This window comes from Haladaptatus sp. CMSO5 (assembly GCF_036689885.1).
Taxonomy (GTDB): Archaea; Halobacteriota; Halobacteria; order Halobacteriales; family Halococcaceae; genus QDMS2.
On record NZ_JBAHVW010000001.1, the window covers coordinates 2,147,785 to 2,163,219 of the forward strand.

18 protein-coding genes and 1 tRNA gene are annotated in these 15,435 nt (G+C 61.3%); 9 read left to right on the forward strand and 10 right to left on the reverse strand.

Annotated features, from left to right (window positions below; all coding sequences use genetic code 11):
• Positions 1-21: 21 nt before the first annotated feature.
• Genes V5N12_RS11260 through V5N12_RS11270 form a run of 3 tightly spaced genes read right to left on the reverse strand, consistent with a single transcriptional unit; the run spans position 22 to position 2,156 of the window.
• Positions 22-444, reverse strand: a complete 423-nt coding sequence (locus V5N12_RS11260; protein WP_332900094.1) for a YeeE/YedE family protein — start codon at positions 442-444, stop codon at positions 22-24.
• A 23-nt stretch (positions 445-467) separates the two neighbouring features.
• Positions 468-962 carry a YeeE/YedE family protein gene (locus V5N12_RS11265; protein WP_332899265.1) on the reverse strand — a complete coding sequence of 165 codons (495 nt, stop codon included), beginning with the start codon at positions 960-962 and terminating at the stop codon, positions 468-470.
• 3 nt (positions 963-965) lie between these two features.
• Positions 966-2,156, reverse strand: coding sequence for an MBL fold metallo-hydrolase (locus V5N12_RS11270; protein ID WP_332899266.1), 1,191 nt, complete (start codon positions 2,154-2,156; stop codon positions 966-968).
• Positions 2,157-2,376: 220 nt separating this feature from the next.
• Between V5N12_RS11270 and V5N12_RS11275 the strand changes: the two genes are divergently transcribed.
• From V5N12_RS11275 to V5N12_RS11295, 5 genes are all read left to right on the forward strand, one after another.
• A complete protein-coding gene (locus V5N12_RS11275) occupies positions 2,377-2,634 on the forward strand; it encodes a sulfurtransferase TusA family protein (protein WP_332899267.1) in 258 nt (85 codons plus the stop codon).
• A gap of 2 nt (positions 2,635-2,636) precedes the next feature.
• Positions 2,637-3,020, forward strand: coding sequence for a DsrE family protein (locus V5N12_RS11280; protein ID WP_332899268.1), 384 nt, complete (start codon positions 2,637-2,639; stop codon positions 3,018-3,020).
• 74 nt (positions 3,021-3,094) lie between these two features.
• Entirely contained in the window at positions 3,095-4,108 is a 1,014-nt protein-coding gene (locus V5N12_RS11285) for an alcohol dehydrogenase catalytic domain-containing protein (RefSeq protein ID WP_332899269.1), read from the forward strand.
• Between the two features lie 43 nt (positions 4,109-4,151).
• Positions 4,152-4,328, forward strand: coding sequence for a hypothetical protein (locus tag V5N12_RS11290; RefSeq protein ID WP_332899270.1), 177 nt, complete (start codon positions 4,152-4,154; stop codon positions 4,326-4,328).
• A gap of 44 nt (positions 4,329-4,372) precedes the next feature.
• Complete coding sequence (locus V5N12_RS11295; protein WP_332899271.1) at positions 4,373-5,083, forward strand: DUF7117 family protein; 711 nt, start codon at positions 4,373-4,375, stop codon at positions 5,081-5,083.
• Between the two features lie 8 nt (positions 5,084-5,091).
• Here the strand turns inward: V5N12_RS11295 and folD are convergent, their stop codons facing one another.
• From folD to glyA, 4 genes are all read right to left on the reverse strand, one after another.
• Entirely contained in the window at positions 5,092-5,985 is an 894-nt protein-coding gene (gene folD / locus V5N12_RS11300; protein ID WP_332899272.1) for a bifunctional methylenetetrahydrofolate dehydrogenase/methenyltetrahydrofolate cyclohydrolase FolD, read from the reverse strand.
• A gap of 343 nt (positions 5,986-6,328) precedes the next feature.
• The gene (locus V5N12_RS11305; protein ID WP_332899273.1) at positions 6,329-6,538 is read right to left on the reverse strand and encodes a hypothetical protein; all 210 of its coding nucleotides are present in this window, start codon (positions 6,536-6,538) and stop codon (positions 6,329-6,331) included.
• A gap of 203 nt (positions 6,539-6,741) precedes the next feature.
• On the reverse strand, positions 6,742-7,059 hold the full coding sequence (locus V5N12_RS11310; RefSeq protein ID WP_332899274.1) for a hypothetical protein: 318 nt from the start codon (positions 7,057-7,059) through the stop codon (positions 6,742-6,744).
• 64 nt (positions 7,060-7,123) lie between these two features.
• Positions 7,124-8,371, reverse strand: a complete 1,248-nt coding sequence (gene glyA, locus V5N12_RS11315; protein ID WP_332899275.1) for a serine hydroxymethyltransferase — start codon at positions 8,369-8,371, stop codon at positions 7,124-7,126.
• A gap of 94 nt (positions 8,372-8,465) precedes the next feature.
• On the opposite strand from glyA, the gene V5N12_RS11320 reads away from it, so the two are divergent.
• The 3 genes from V5N12_RS11320 (at position 8,466) to V5N12_RS11330 (ending at position 13,280) form a co-directional block, all read left to right on the forward strand.
• Complete coding sequence (locus tag V5N12_RS11320; protein ID WP_332899276.1) at positions 8,466-10,547, forward strand: hypothetical protein; 2,082 nt, start codon at positions 8,466-8,468, stop codon at positions 10,545-10,547.
• A 170-nt stretch (positions 10,548-10,717) separates the two neighbouring features.
• Positions 10,718-11,533, forward strand: coding sequence for a transcriptional regulator TbsP (gene tbsP, locus V5N12_RS11325; RefSeq protein WP_332899277.1), 816 nt, complete (start codon positions 10,718-10,720; stop codon positions 11,531-11,533).
• Positions 11,534-11,579: 46 nt separating this feature from the next.
• Complete coding sequence (locus tag V5N12_RS11330; protein WP_332899278.1) at positions 11,580-13,280, forward strand: YcaO-like family protein; 1,701 nt, start codon at positions 11,580-11,582, stop codon at positions 13,278-13,280.
• A gap of 11 nt (positions 13,281-13,291) precedes the next feature.
• Here V5N12_RS11330 and V5N12_RS11335 read toward each other — a convergent pair whose 3' ends face one another.
• On the reverse strand, positions 13,292-14,428 hold the full coding sequence (locus V5N12_RS11335) for a DUF63 family protein (protein WP_332899279.1): 1,137 nt from the start codon (positions 14,426-14,428) through the stop codon (positions 13,292-13,294).
• Positions 14,429-14,558: 130 nt separating this feature from the next.
• Here V5N12_RS11335 and V5N12_RS11340 point away from each other — a divergent pair, with 130 nt between their 5' ends.
• The gene (locus V5N12_RS11340; RefSeq protein WP_332899280.1) at positions 14,559-14,825 is read left to right on the forward strand and encodes a hypothetical protein; all 267 of its coding nucleotides are present in this window, start codon (positions 14,559-14,561) and stop codon (positions 14,823-14,825) included.
• A 230-nt stretch (positions 14,826-15,055) separates the two neighbouring features.
• Here the strand turns inward: V5N12_RS11340 and V5N12_RS11345 are convergent.
• Both V5N12_RS11345 and V5N12_RS11350 read right to left on the reverse strand, forming a co-directional pair.
• A tRNA-Leu gene (locus tag V5N12_RS11345) sits at positions 15,056-15,140 on the reverse strand.
• Between the two features lie 49 nt (positions 15,141-15,189).
• Positions 15,190-15,429, reverse strand: a complete 240-nt coding sequence (locus V5N12_RS11350; protein ID WP_332899281.1) for a hypothetical protein — start codon at positions 15,427-15,429, stop codon at positions 15,190-15,192.
• Positions 15,430-15,435 lie beyond the last annotated feature (6 nt).

A 15,435-nucleotide genomic window follows, 5' to 3' on the forward strand; every position in this document is an offset into this window, starting at 1 on the left:
CTGTTTCTCAAATTTTTTTGCCTATGTGGGTGCTGAATCGGCGCGTCGAACCGCCTTCCAGTAGCTCTGTGCGTACGCGCCAACGAACATTCCGCCGATGGCGAGGAGCACGGGATAGTTTCCAATGCCGAGGCTGGCGTAGCCCGCGCCCGGGCAGATGCCGGAGAGGCCCCAGCCGACGCCGAAGACGGCCCCGCCGACAAGCACGTCGCGGTCTAAGTCCTTGACTCGCGGCGTGTACTCGCGGCCCGTGAGCGGTGCGTTTTGCAGGAAGCGCGTGCCCACGATAACCGCCAGTCCGGAGACGACTGCGGCCCCGCCCATCACGAACAGCAGGCCGAAGTCCTCGAACTGGAGGAAATCAAGGACGACTTCCGGTTTCGCCATCTGGCTGAGCGCGAGGCCGAAGCCGAAGATGAGCCCGCCACCGAAGATGACGGGCATGAACAGCGGGTGGCGTTCGTCGCTCACGGCGACACCCCCACTGCTTGCACGAGGTGTGCAATTCCGGCGGCGACCAGCAGGAAGACGGCGACGTTCGTGAGCGAGGTACGGGAGCGCGAGCCAATCCCACAGACGCCGTGGCCAGAGGTACAGCCCTTCCCGAGGCGGGTGCCGATGCCGATGAGCACGCCGCCGACGAGGAGCCGCCACCACTGAACGTCCGTCACCCAGATACCGTCCTGAAAGGCGAGGGCGTACACGCCCGCGCCGAGGACGATGCCGAGGGTGAACACGACGCGCCAGTCGCGCGACTCGCGGTAGGAAAAGCGGTTCAACGGTGCTAAGTCTGAGACGTACGACAGCGACGATTCTAAGAACGTACTCGCTCCAGCGTGGATGCCGGTGGCGAGGTAGATGGTTGCGACGCCGACACCGATGAGCACGCCGCCGAGGGCGTACGGAAGGATGCCTCTCGGGAACAGCGCGCTCAGGTCTAACGCAAGCTGAAGCGGGTACATGGGTTAGTTGCTCGTGAGTGCGTCTTGGCTGGCCGCACAGTTATTTGGCCCGAGTTCGAGCGCGAACGCCTCGGCGTCGTCTACGTCCTCGACACCGAGGTTTGCGGCGATGATGTCCTCGTAGTTGGCCGGACGCGGTGGCATGTCAGAGAGGATGAACGAAACGAACTCGTCGCGCGCCATCGAGAGCGCGTCCATCGACGTTTCGAGGGCACCGAGGCGGGCGGTGTACGTCCCGTCTGCTGCCTGCGTCGCCGCGTCGCTGAAGTGGGCCGGAGCCACGAGCGAGTCCGGGTCACGAGTGAGGATGCGGTCTGCGAGCGAGTCGTAGAGCAGTTTTGCTGCGTCTTCTGCGCCCTCCGCACCGTCTTCTAAGTCGGGGCGGGCGACGCTTTCGGTGAACAGCGTGTCACCGGTGAACAGCACGTCACCGACCTCGTAGGACGTCATCCCCGAGGTGTGACCGGGTGTGTGGATGGCGTCGATGGTCACGTCGCCAACCATGAGTTCGTCGCCATCTTCGACGGTTTCGTAGGCGTCGTCGTACTCGACGCCGCGGTCTGCGGCGGCCGCTGGAATCACAGCGGTTGCGCCGGTCTCGCGTGCAAGCGTGCGAACGCCCGAGATGTGGTCTGCGTGGATGTGGGTGTCGACAGCGTACTTCAGCTCAGCGCCCATCGCGCGGGCGTCTGCGACGTACTCGTCTGCGAACGCGCGAAGTGGGTCGATGACCGCAGCTTCGTCGCCCGAGACGACGAGGTAGGCGAGACAGCCGCTTGACGGCCGCTGGTACTGCGCAATCGTCGCATCCGTCTCGGTGTCGAGTTCCGTGTAGTCGTAAATCGAGGCCCATCCGTTCATGCCAGATTCGAGGTGGGAGACGGTGAAGCCACGCGCTTTGAGCAGGGAAGCGATGTACTCGCTCGACCCGCCTTTGGCACAGAGCACGACGATTTCTTGGTCGTCTGGGAGGCCTTCGTACAGACTGTCGTCGTCTTCGTCCATCAGGAACTCGAAGTAGGGCACGTTCTCGGTTTCGACGGTCTCGCCGTCGATGTGCCACTGGTCGAACTCCTCGGTCGCACGCACGTCGAGGATGAATACGGATTCTCCGTCGTCGATACGCTCTTTCAGGGTTTCCGGACGGACGGCATCGATGTCTTCGTCCGTCGTTGGGAACGCGTTGTTTGCCATCTGTGTAGCCGTCCCTATCAGGTGCATCCTCAAAAGTGTTTGGACGGTTGTTCTCATTTTGTGCAAAACCGTTTGTTGGGTGTGTGGGTTGGATAACTGGTTTAATCGGCTACTATTGACCGAATAATGCGTTCTTGGCTACATGGCCGACACCGACATGCTTTTCACAATCGCCACAATATTGCACAAACACAGCAAGACAAATGCACGGTGATACACCATGACTCAGGAATTAGACGTGACAGAAACCCTCGACGCTCGGGGGATGAACTGCCCGATGCCCGTGATGCAGACGAAACAGGCGAGCGATGACTTAGCGGAGACGGCGATTCTCGAAGTGCTCGCAACCGACCCCGGCTCGATGAGCGACATCAAAGGCTGGGCCAACGGCGCACCCGGCGTCGAGCTGGTCACCCAGCACAAAGACGACTCGGAAGAACAGACCGTCTACAAACACTACATCCGCAAAACCGAATAACAATGGATAAAATTGGCATCATCGTTTCCGACGACAGCCCGAAGAACCTCGCAATGGCAATGAACCTCGGCCACACGGCCCTGACGACCGAAACGGAGGTCATGATTTACTTCACGTTCGATGGCCTGACCCACCTGCTGGAAGGCGACAAGGACGTCTCCGAGATTCAGCCCCTCCTCGACCAGGGCATGCCGAACCCCTACGACATGCTCCCGATGTTCGTAGACCAAGGCGGTGACCTCGCAACCACCGTCGCGTGTACGACCACCCTCGACATGCTCCAGTGGGACCGGGACGCAATCGACGAAGCGGTCACCACCCAGTTCGCCGGCGCTGCGACGTTCCTCGAAGTGATGGACGACGCAGACCAGGTGTTCAGCTTCTAACCGCCTCGTTTTTTTCGCCCCCGCCGATTGACCCTTCCCGTATTGCTTTAGGCTCGCCTCCACATGCTCTGTGCATGCGCGTCGCAGCATTCACCGAACTCACCGGCCCGGAGGGCGTGGGCATCGTCGAGCAACCGAACCCAGAACCCGGCCCGGGCGAAGCCGTCATTGACGTCGAAGCGTGCGCCATCAACCGCCACGACCTGTGGATTTTAGAAGGCGATTCAGCGATGGTCGCCACCGACGACCTCCCGTTCGTGAGTGGCCTCGACGTGGCAGGCGTCGTCCGCGAAATCGGGGTTGGCGTCGAGAATATCGCACCCGGCGACCGTGTCGTCCTCTGCCCGAACGAAACGTGTGGCACCTGTCGGTTCTGCAGAGAAGGTCCGGAAAACCTCTGTGAGTCATACTCGCTCTACCACGGCGGCCTCGCAGAGCAGGCGCTCGTGACCGCAGACCGACTCGTACCACTCCCTGACAACGTGGAAACCACCACAGCCGCGGCGATTCCAACGGCGTACATGACCGCCTTCCGCATGCTCAAGCGTGCGGAAGTCGGCCCCGGCGACCTCGTGTTCGTCCCCGGCGCGACCGGCGGCGTCGGCGTCGCAACCGTCCAACTTGCCTCGATTTTCGGCGCGCGAACCGTCGGCACCTCCTCGTCCGACTCGAAGCTAGCCCAGCTCAACGCCCTCGGTCTCGACCACGCGATTCAGGGCACCGACCCTGACGAACTCGCTGCGGCAGTCGAAGCGATTGGCACGCCAGACGCCGTCATCAACCACCTCGGCGGTGCGTACACCAAACTCGGCCTCGGACTGCTCCGGCGCGGGGGTCGCATGGTCATCTGCGGCCGGACGGCAGGCAACACCTCGGAAATCAACATCCCCGACCTGTTTCTCGGCCACAAGCGCGTCATCGGGAGCACGATGGGAACCCAAGGCGACCTCGAATCGCTCCTCTCGCTGGTCGCCTCCGGCGACCTCGAACCAGAGATTGACGAAACCTACCCCCTCGAAGAGACGGGGGCGGCGTTCGCGTCAATGCAAGAGCGCGATGCGGTCGGGAAACTCGTCGTCACCAACTGACCGCGCCAGAACTGTTTAGGCCGCGAGTCAAGAAACAGCGACTATGGGCCCTGGAAACTCCGCGTTACGCATCGTCGGGCTGCTCGCGTTCGCCGTCGGACTCGTTGGCTTTCTCGTCTACGGCTGGCGTTTCGACGCCGGTGGCGACCCGCTTGCGACGACCCTCGGCGTTGGCGCAGCGCTGCTCGCTATTCTCGTGACGCTGCGCCGTCGGCTGTAAACGTTCCACCGAAGTTTTGAGCACTGCCACCCAACATTCCGCTAATGAAAATTCGAGGCGAGCGCGAGTGCAAGCAGTGTGGCACCCAGTGGTCGTACTACGAGACCGGCGGCGTCGAATGCCCGTCGTGTGGCAGTCTCGAAAGTGTGGGGGTCTCCGAGGCGAAACAACACACCGCAACGCCCGACGCCCTCAACCTCACGGAGGCACGCGACCTCGCCTCTCGCGACGACCTCCGGGCGGCCGCCCGAACCGCGAAAGACGCCTGTCGGCGCTACGTCCACCGCTACGGCTTCATCAGCGGCGGCGACCTGATCGAACTGTCTCCGACCTACCTCGCCGCGGTCGAACTGCGCCACGTCGCGGACATCGTCGGCCGGGCGATGAGTCTCACTGACCCAGAAGAATTCTACTTCGTCTCGCTGCTGCGCGGTGCAGACACGGGCGAGCGTCCCGACCCAAGCGACGTCCCCGCGTCGCTCGCAGACGCTCGCGGCCTTGCCTACGCCGAAGCCGTGATGGCCTATCGCCGCGACCTCGACACCTACTTAGACGACCACCCAGACCAACCGGCGAGACAGGTGCTCGCGTCACTCACCGAACACGTAAAACGGGTGCGTGCACTCGAAGGCGACATCGAACCTACGGAGGCAGAGCGACTCGTTTCGATTGCCCAGGAACTCGGGACGTATCTGCGCGACGGCGACGAATCGGCACTCGCGACGGCACAAAGCCGTCTTGCTTCGATAGAATAAGTGGGCTTCTACGGCAGGTCAACCGCGACGTCGGCGTCGAGACTCGCGCTCTTGACCGTGTTGTAGAGCAACATCGCAATCGTCATCGGCCCGACGCCGCCGGGGACGGGCGTGATGGCGGCGGCCTTCTCCTTCGCGCTCTCGAACTCCACGTCGCCGACGAGTTTGTAGCCCTTTTCGGTGTCTGCATCGACGCGGTTCACACCAACGTCGATGACGGTGACGCCTTCTTTGAGCATCGAGCCGTCGATGAGTTCCGGGACGCCAACTGCAGCGATGACGATGTCCGCCTGCTTCGTCTTCGCGGCGAGGTCAGCAGTTCGAGAGTGACACACCGTTACCGTCGCGTTCCCACCGTCGGTTTTCTGGATGAGCAGGTTCGCAAGTGGCTTGCCAACGATGTCAGAGCGGCCAACGATGACCACGTCTTTGCCCTCCGGGTCAACGTCCGTGGCTTCGAGCAGCTTCTGGACGCCGTGGGGCGTACACGGCTTGAACAGTGGGTCACCAGCGACGAGGCGGCCGATGTTCTCAGGGTGGAAGCCGTCTACGTCCTTTGCGGGGTCGATGCGACGGATGACCTCGCGTTTGTCGACGTGGTCAGGAACTGGCAACTGGACGAGAATGCCGTGGACCTCGGGGTCTGCGTTCAGGTCGTCGATGGTCGCATAGAGCTCTTCTGCGGGGGCCTCCGGGTCTATTTCGATGTGGATACCGTTGATGCCGACTTCTTCGCAGGCACGCTGTTTCATCGACACATAGGTTTCGCTCGCGCCATCGTCGCTCATCAGAACGGTTGCGAGGCCGGGAGTCACGTCCGCGTCTGCGAGCGTCTCGATGCTCGCGGCGAGGTCTGCTCGAATCTCCGCGGCGACGGCTTTCCCGTCGATGATAGTCGTCATTACCGAAACGGCGGGTGGCGACCCACATTAATGCTCGGATTTGTGCCTATATTCGCACTGTTCCGATAAGAAATACGCACGAACGTGTACAGTTTACGCCTCTGACCACGCTCTGAGTTCGGGTTAAAGCCCAGTGACTCGGCTCTCGGTCACGTCGTCTCGCTCCCTGTACTCGGCGTGCATCTTGTACGCCGCAGCGACGAGGTCAATCGAGTGTCATCGTCCGTCGAAGTTCGGTTGAGGAGGCCAATACCGAGCGCATCGGTGGCGTCAATTCGCTCACAGAGCACGTGGAGGAATTTGAACATGCAGGAAAATTGCGAGTACGTAGCGTACAGACTCGTTATTCGTCGAACGGCTGTAACTCTGCACCCTGCTGGACGGCTTCCGTCTCACCTGTTTCGAGTGTCACAATCATGGCCTGTCCGCCGTAGCCGTGAATCTGGTCGTGGCCCCGGGCGACGACGCGCGACACGCCTGCTGGAATCTCGATGGGTCCAGATCGGGTAAACTCCTGTGTCCCGTGCGCGTGGAGGAGTTCGCGTCTCCCCAACTGCTCGCCGTCAAGAGTTTCGACCTGCCACCAGTTTGTGTACCCTTCTTTGCCGTCGTGGTGGTAGGTTCAGCGTCCGCACCGCCATCGCTCGTACAGCCTGCGAGCAAGAGGATGCCCCCGGAAAGGAGTGCAAGGATGCGGCGTCGTGAAAAGGGACTCATGCGTGTGCATACGCAACCAGCCGCCGTTACCGTGACGGCTCAGTAGTCGCCGGGGCGACGGCGGAGGAATTCGAGGTCGTAGGCACGGGCGAACTCGCGGACTAAGCGCTGGCCAATGACGACGGCGACAAGAAACAGCGCAAATCCCACAGCGAGAACGGGTTCTGAGAACAACCCAAGCACGTCACCGACGCCGACCCCCTCGCTGTTTGCGAGGGCGCTCAGCCCGTCCGGATTCCGGACAAGCAGGAACAGGAACATGAAAATCACTTCGACGAACACCAGTTCCGTAATCAGGCTGAGGCCGACGATGTTTCCCATGCGAATCTGTCGGTCACCAATGCTCCCCACGGCCATAGGTAAACTACGAGAGTGGAGTCGATAAGCCTGCGCGAACAGTCAGAAAATAGAGAACGTCGAATTATTCGTAGAGCGGGAACTGCGCACAGAGGTCTGCGACTTCGCCTGCGGCTTCTGCTTTCACCTCGTCGTCGTCGTAGTTGTCGACGACTTTGGCGATGATGTCCCCCACCTTGCGCGTGGCTTCCTCGTCAAAGCCGCGCGTCGTGAGCAGTGGCGTCCCGGCGCGGATGCCACTCGGGTTGAACGGCGAGCGCGTCTCGCCCGGCACGGTGTTCTTGTTGAGGATGATACCGACTTCTTCGAGCGCCTCCTCTGCGTCGCCGCCGGTCGTGTCCGGATGAGACGGGCGCAGGTCGATGAGCAGGAGGTGGTTGTCCGTCCCACCGGAAACGAGCGAGAGGCCGTGGTCTTTGAGCGTCTCGCCGAGCACTTTGGCGTTTTTGACGGTCTGGGCGGCGTACTCTTTGAACTCCGGTTGGAGGGCCTCTTTGAAGCCAACGGCCTTGCCCGCGATGTTGTGCATCAGGGGGCCGCCCTGCGTGCCGGGGAACACGGCCGAGTTGATGGCCTTCTTGTGTTCTTCGCCGGTCATGATGATGCCACCGCGCCCCGCGCGGATGGTCTTGTGCGTCGAACCCGTGACGAAGTCAGCGATGCCAACGGGCGAGGGGTGTTCGCCTGCGGCGACGAGGCCCGTGATGTGGGCGATGTCCGCGAGGTGGTAGGCGTCAACTTCGTCTGCGGCTTCCTGAATCTTCTCCCACTCGACGACGCGTGGGTAGGCGGAGTACCCGGAGACGATGATGTCCGGGTCGAACGCCTTTGCTTTCTCCATGATGCCGTCGTAATCGAGATAGCCGGTTTCTGCATCGACTTCGTACTGCTCTACCTCGTAGAGTTTCCCCGTGAAGTTCGCCGGGTGGCCGTGGGAGAGGTGGCCGCCGTGAGAGAGTTCAAGAGAGAGAATCTTGTCGCCGGGTTCGAGCATGGCGATGTAGACGCCCATGTTCGCTTGCGTCCCGCTGTGTGGCTGGACGTTGACGTGTTCTGCGCCCCAGAGCTCTTTCGCGCGGTCGATTGCGAGCTGTTCGACGACGTCTGCGTACTCACAGCCAGCGTAGTAGCGCGCGCCGGGATAACCCTCTGCGTACTTGTTCGTGAGCGCACTACCCTGTGCTTCGAGTACGGCCTCTGAAACGTGGTTCTCAGAGGCAATCATTTCGAGCGTCGAACGCTGGCGCTCTACCTCATTTGTGAGTGCGTTTGCGACCTCTGGGTCAACTTCGCGAACCTGGTCGTAATCCATTGTATGAAAAGCTGAATCGCCTCGCTCAATAAGTGTACCTCTGTGTACGCAAGGCCAACACACCTATACTACTAGAGGGTGAACTAAACGGTCAATGTTGCGCTGGGACCTGACTGCGTCCGGAGTGCGTCTCAGCAACGGTTCCACGTCAGTTTCATTCGTCGCTCCTGACTGGCAACCAACGGCGGTGAGCCACGCCCTTCCACGACACGTAAACGCCGTGACAGCCGGGACGGTATCCCGGCTCCAACTCCCGGCAGCAACCGGACGGCTCACCACTGCGGACGGCACACCACGCTCCGTCTCTGCTGGTCAGTCACTCGGCGCTGGCACCCACTACCTCACGGTCGGAATAGAAACCTCTCGAACGGCGATGCGCACGGACGGCTGCGGGACGAAACAACTCGCGCGCACGACCGAAGCGGCGCTCGAAACCACGATTGCGTTCGACGGGCCAGCGAGGATTCGCCCGCTCGGCACCGACCTCTGCATCGACTTCGACCAACAAACGACGGTCACCGTGGGCGTCTCCCACGAACACACGATTCCGGAACACACCATCACCGTCACGCCCACGCCCGAAGGCATTGCGACCGCACTCTCTCACCTCGCTGCGGGGATGGCGACCACCGGTCCCGAACGCTCGCATCCGGCGTGGCGACACCACCCGCCGCTGGTCGAGATTGGGTCGCAAATCGACGTGCCGGCCGCCATCCAATCGCACACGCCACAGACGGGAATCGAGGTGAAACTCCCGCCCGATACCGAGTATCTGTACGTCGTCGCGCCGCTTGCGTACTATCTTGGCGCGCAGGTGACAGTCGAGAATCGGACAACGCCAGTGCTCGTCGCACCAGACGCGGACGTAGACTATGCGTTTAGTTCGCTTCCGGCGTTCCAACACGAGGTGGCAAGCCTCGTGCGTCGCTGCTTCTTCGTTGACTGTCTCCTGCGCGATGACACCGAGCAGCTGCCACCACACCACAGTTCGCTGCTCACAGAGTGGGGACTCTCATCGAACGAGCTCTCGGAAGCGCCACCGGCGACACGACTCGCGGCCACGCTGTCGATTCCCCACGAAGCGATTGCGCCCCACCTCCCCGAGTGGTATCTCGCAACGTACGTCGACGCAGACCCGACACACGTCCGGTCGTTCCCGTTCTTGCTCGACAGCATGAGCCTCGTCTATCTTCCAGCGGCGTCTGCGTTCGACGGCAAAGAGCTGATTCGCCGGTCGCTCGACGACTTCTACCGCGCAGGGCCGCAGGCCGCTTCAGTGGACGTGTTGATGCCGCAACTCCAGTCGGGCTATCTCCACGGCTGGCTCGCCTCTGGAACGCCAATCGACGTGTTCAAACTCAGCCACGCGGCCTACGAAAATCGCCTCAAATACGGCCACCGCGACGGCGAGTCGCTCACCGTCGATGTCGTGTTGAACGATGACGAGATGGAAGCAGAACACGACGAAGTGGCCGCGATATACCGCGAACGCGCCGTAGACTTGCCCATCGACCTCACCGTCCACAACTCGCTCAAGTGTACGGAGCTTGCGGCGGTGTTCGAAGCACCCACCGACTTCGTTCACTACATTGGCCACTGCGACGTAGACGGGCTTCGCTGCCCGGACGGCAACCTCTCGATTGCGACGTTAGACGAGATACAGGCACGAACCTTCTTCCTCAACGCGTGTGGGTCGTACCACGAAGGCGTTTCACTCGTAGAGAAGGGGAGCGTCGCGGGTGCGGTGACGCTCACGAAGGTGTTGAACGACCAAGCAGCAACCGTCGGGACGGCGTTTGCACGACTGCTCATCAACGGCTACGACTTCGAGCGGGCGATGCAGTTGGCGCGACGCAGAATCATGATGGGCAAAGACTACGCCGTCGTCGGTGACGGAACCTACGTGCTTTCTGCGGCAGAGGAGCGAACGCCTGCCGTGGTCTGGATAGAAAAGCGCGGCGACCGGTTCGATGTAACCTACGAGGCACACGCCGCGTGGGCGAACGGCGCAACCTACCCGAATCCGCGTGATGCAGCGGAGACGAACTTCTACGGGTCGAAACCGACGTATTCACTGTCGAAAGCCGAGCTACAGGCGTTTCTCGAATCGCACGACCTGCCCGTCATCTTCGACGGCGATTTCACGTGGACGACAGACCTTATAGAAAAATTGTAAGTGAGAATTTTCGATAATTGTTCAGAACCGTGGTGAATATCGTTGAACTAAGGCGTTCGTGGGCAACTATTGTACCTTCTCTCAGAAGACGTTAATGTTGATTTGCTGATTTCAATGCAAAAGTAACGGTAAAATTAAATACTAATGGGGTCTTTTATACACGTACAGTCATGAGTTCAAATTTACTGGAACCGGACATTGAAGGTATCCTTCGGGCTACCCTCGAGAACGCTTCGGGGGACGTTCTTGTGGTAAACCCATCGGACGAAACGGTAGAGGAGCTCGTAAGCGTCCTTGCAGAGCTTTCCGACGCACCGTCGGTACAGGTACTCGCGGACGATAGCGTCCTCAAAGACGTCATGGCAGACTTCATCGTCGCCTCAACCGCAGCAGACCTCATCGAAGCAGAAACGCTCGCGCTCCACACCGTCGAGAGCCGACCGGAGAACTCGCTTCTCATCACCGAAGACAGCGTCGTCGCCGTCGTCGCCGCTGGTGACCGCGTCGCTGGTCTCTCGACTGACGACGATGCGTTCATCAAGAGCGCAAACGAGATGTACGCAGACCTCTGGGCGGAGACGGACGCCTTCACGCTCCGTACGCCGCCGATTTCCCGCGTGCGCTCGTCGCTCTCTGAAGACCTCGGTTCGACCGTTGGTTCTGACTTCGAGGGCGTGCTCTCGTCGCTCGAAACCGCCCGTGGAGACGGCGATGGCCTCGACGAAGTGACCATCAGCTTGCTCGTCGCGGCGAAAAACGAAGCGCTCCTCTACGACATCAGCAAGTGGGGCGAAGACGTGGGCATCGCCTCGAAGGCGACGTTCTCGCGCACGAAGACCAAACTCGAAGACATGGGCCTCATCACCACCGAGAAGGTGCCAATCGACGTGGGTCGCCCACGCCTCCGGCTCATGCTCGGCGACGAGCGCCTGCGCGGTGCGAAGCCAGACCAGCTGGCTTCGGTCGCCCAGAGTATCTTAAACTGAGCCACGAGACCCAGTCTTTTACCTGCTTTATTGCGAACCGTGAGTAATGACTCTCGGACTCGTCGGTGACGGGCCTGCTATTTCTGCAATCGAAGCCGCACTCTCGGACGTTTCGATGGCTGCTGAACCAATCGCGGCGAGCGACCTCGATGACGTAGCGTTTGGCGTCGTCGTCGGAGACGTTGGCGACGCCGTGTTCCGCGAAGCGAACGACGCCGCACTCGCTGGCGACACAACGTGGCTTGCCATCGAACGCGGCGGACTCGGCGGGCACGTACTATCAATCGACGCCGGAATTTCGGGATTCGCGCCGACGACCGGCTGTTTTGACTGTCTTAGCGGTCGCGTCGAAGCCAACCTCGAAGCGGACGCCGAACGCGCTGACCCCGACCCGACTACGATGCGTGTCGCGGGCGCGCTCGCCGGCCGAGAACTCGCCAAACTCGCCGCTGGCGGCGGGTCGTCACTGCTCGGTGGCGTTCTCGAACTTCCGCACGCGACCCGCGAATTCCTTCCCCTACCGGGCTGTCGCTGTGAGCGCGGAGCGAAAAAACACCTCTCGACTGAGTACGTCGAACGCGAGTTAGACGACTCGCTCGCCCGCGCAGAGCGGGCCATCGACAACCGGATTGGCATCATCCACGAAGTCGGTGAGGCGTCGTCGTTTCCCGTGCCCTACTACATCGCCCGCGGCGGCGATACCGCAGGGTTCAGCGATGCGACCGCCGCACAACAGGCCGCGGGCGTCGCCATCGACTGGAACGAGGCACTCATGAAAGCCGCAGGCGAGGCGCTCGAACGCTACTGCGCGGGCATCTACCGAACGAGCGAGTTTACACAGGGCCAACCGTCGGGGATGCCAAACGCGGTCAAACCGAGCGAGTTCGTCCTGCCGTGGGACGCCGCCGACGACGCACAGATTCCGTGGGTCGAAGGCGAACGCCTCGCCGGTGGCGACCCGGCGTATCTCCCCGCTGAATTCGTCCACTTCCCGCCACCGACCCAACAGCACAAACCAGCGATTACGACAGGCCTCGGCCTCGGAAACTCGCTGCCAGAGGCCCTCCTTTCTGGGCTCTACGAAGTCCTCGAACGCGACGCGACGATGCTCGCCTGGTACTCTTCGTTCGAGCCGCTGAAACTCGACATCGAAGACGACACGTTCGACACGCTCGTCCGCCGCGCCCGCTCTGAAGATCTCGAAGTGACGGCGCTGCTCGTCACCCAAGACGTGGACGTGCCGGTCGTCGCGGTTGCGGTGCATCGAGAAGGTGATTGGCCGCGGTTTGCGATGGGGTCAGGGGCCGACTGTGACGCTGTTTCTGCCGCTACGTCCGCGCTCGCAGAAGCGCTCCAGAACTGGACGGAACTCGGGTCGATGGGCACCGACGCGGCGATGCAAGCGGGCGCGTGGATTGGTCACTACGCGTCGTTCCCGGACGCTGTTCAAGGATTCGTGAACGTGGACGCGTCGGTCTCTGCGCAGGCCGTGTCCGTGGACGTGGCTCCGGCAAACGAGTTGCCGACGGTCGTCGAGCGTGCTGAGTCAGCCGGGATGGATGTGTACGCTGCCCGACTCACGACGCGCGACGTGGAGGAACTCGGTTTCGAGGCGACTCGCGTGTTGATTCCACAAGCCCAACCGCTGTTCATGGACGAACCATACTTCGGAACGCGGGCAGAGACGGTTCCGAAAGAACTCGGTTTCGAGGCGGAACTCGACCGAGAACCGCATCCGTATCCGTAAAAATGCGCCTTTTAGATGCCGAACGTCGCGCGCAGCATGTCGCGCGTCCCCGGCCCAAGGCCGACGGCGAGAATCGCAATGAGGAGCAAGATGGCATACCGCGGACTCTCATCGAAGATACTCTCGTCAAACACCCAGACAACGGCGACGGCGGCGATGATTTTCACGACGAGGAACGGCCACGAGGTGCCGATGACGGCGGCTATCGACTCGGGGAGAATCCCGTCGGTGAAGTTGATGATGAAGCGGTTGACCGGGTGCTTTGCGCTGTAGTAAAACGGTAAGCCAATCTCGACGGCCCAGTCTGCGGCGAGGACGTTTGCGACGCCGTCTACGGCGTGGCCCCAGATGATGACGAGGCCGATGGTTCCTGTGCCTCTGTTGATTTCAGGGGCGTACACATCGACCAGTTTCCACGTGCCGTAGGCGATGACCGTCGCCAAGCCGAGGGTAAGAATCGTCATCTGCGGGAAGAAGCTCACGTAGTTTTCGGTGAACGCGAGCAGCGTCAGGTAGCCTACCGTGCCGAGGAGAAGTACGCCACCGAGGGCAAACAGCGGATTCCGATAGGTCTCTACCGACCCGTTTCGCTCCAAGCCAACGCTCACGACGATGGCCGCGAGCGTGATGAAAAAGACGGTGAAGTAGATGAACGGGCTGATGATAAACGCGCTCCACGGGAACGGAATCGCTGGGTCGAACCCGCTTCGCATGGCGGCGATACCGGCGTCTTCGACGACACGCAGTGCCCCGCCGAAGAACATGAACGGGAACAGAGCGAAAAACAGCTCGCGGTCTCTGCCGATGCCGAGGCCTCGAAGCAGGAAGATGAGGCCAACGAGCATGAGCAGGAGGATGACGGCGTAGCCAATCTCCGAGACGGCAGTATAGCCGGGGTAGGCGACGAAGCCACTCGCGGCAGAACAGGCAGACGCGCTATCAAGCAGCGTCGTCTCACCGCCAGACCGAACCGCACAGAACGCCCCGTTTCCGTCTGCGACGACCGGCCCCCAGAAGTAGTGCCAGAGGAACCCGTCCCAGACCGTCCGCGGGAAGGCGAGCGACCCACCCACGAGCGCGACGGTGAGGGCGATGATGGCCGCCCACCACGCACGCACGGGGTCGATTCGCTCCGAAAGCATATCCATGGGCAACACACCGAAGGCCGAAGGTTTTACAGTTCCGGTCGTGTGCGATTGCGCTGCACAACGCAGCAGGTGATTGCAGCGGCCGACCGAAGTGTCAACCCTTAATCCACCCGCGCCTCTCTGTGCTCGCATGAACCCCATCGCAAAGCGCATCTACAACATCGCACCCGACCCAGTCAAACTCACCTTCGAAGACGGCACGACCGTTTCGCTCGCCATGCGAAGCGCCGAGTTCTTCCAAGAGGAGTTTCAGGGCGAAGGCACCGCGATGGACGACGACACGGCCTATCGTCTCATCACCGACGGCCCGAACAACGAATCGCTCATCGCTGGCCGAAAAGTCGAGGGTGGATGGGAAAATGCGGGAAAAGTGACCAAGGCAGAACCGGTCGAGTAGGCACTCAGAGTGGGATTATTGGAGAATGTTGCGAGGGCAAGATGCTCTCATCTTGCCGCACTCATGTTCGTACTCGGTGGCCATGCCGAGCGGGTGCGAGTCTGGGAGCCACTTTTTCAGGCACACAGTGACGGGACAGGATTTGAACGCCAGTCGCAACAAAGTTGCTCCTTTGTTCATATCCGTCCGTTCTGCTCGCACGGCGCTGCGTGTTTGCAGCGCCTATCGAGTGCGAGGGACAGGATTTGAACCCGTGAACTCCTACGAGAGCGGAGCTTGAATCCGCCGCCGTTGGCCAGGCTTGGCTACCCTCGCACGCATACTGGAATCGACTGCCGGTGAGGTAAAAGGTTCCGAAACCCGCTCACTCGGAACTCGACTGCGACCGGCTGATGGCGAACAAGAACCCAGAGAGAAACAGCAGCTCGTTGCCCGAGTAGATGTTGAGAACGGGTTCGATGAGCGTGAAAAACGACTGGGGTGCGGCGAACCCGAGAATCGCCAACAGCAGTGCGATAATCGCCGCGATTCCGGCGAACATGCGAGTGACCGTCCCGCTCACGAATCCGACGATGAAAATGAAAATCGCTTCGAGGAGTGCCATGCCCGT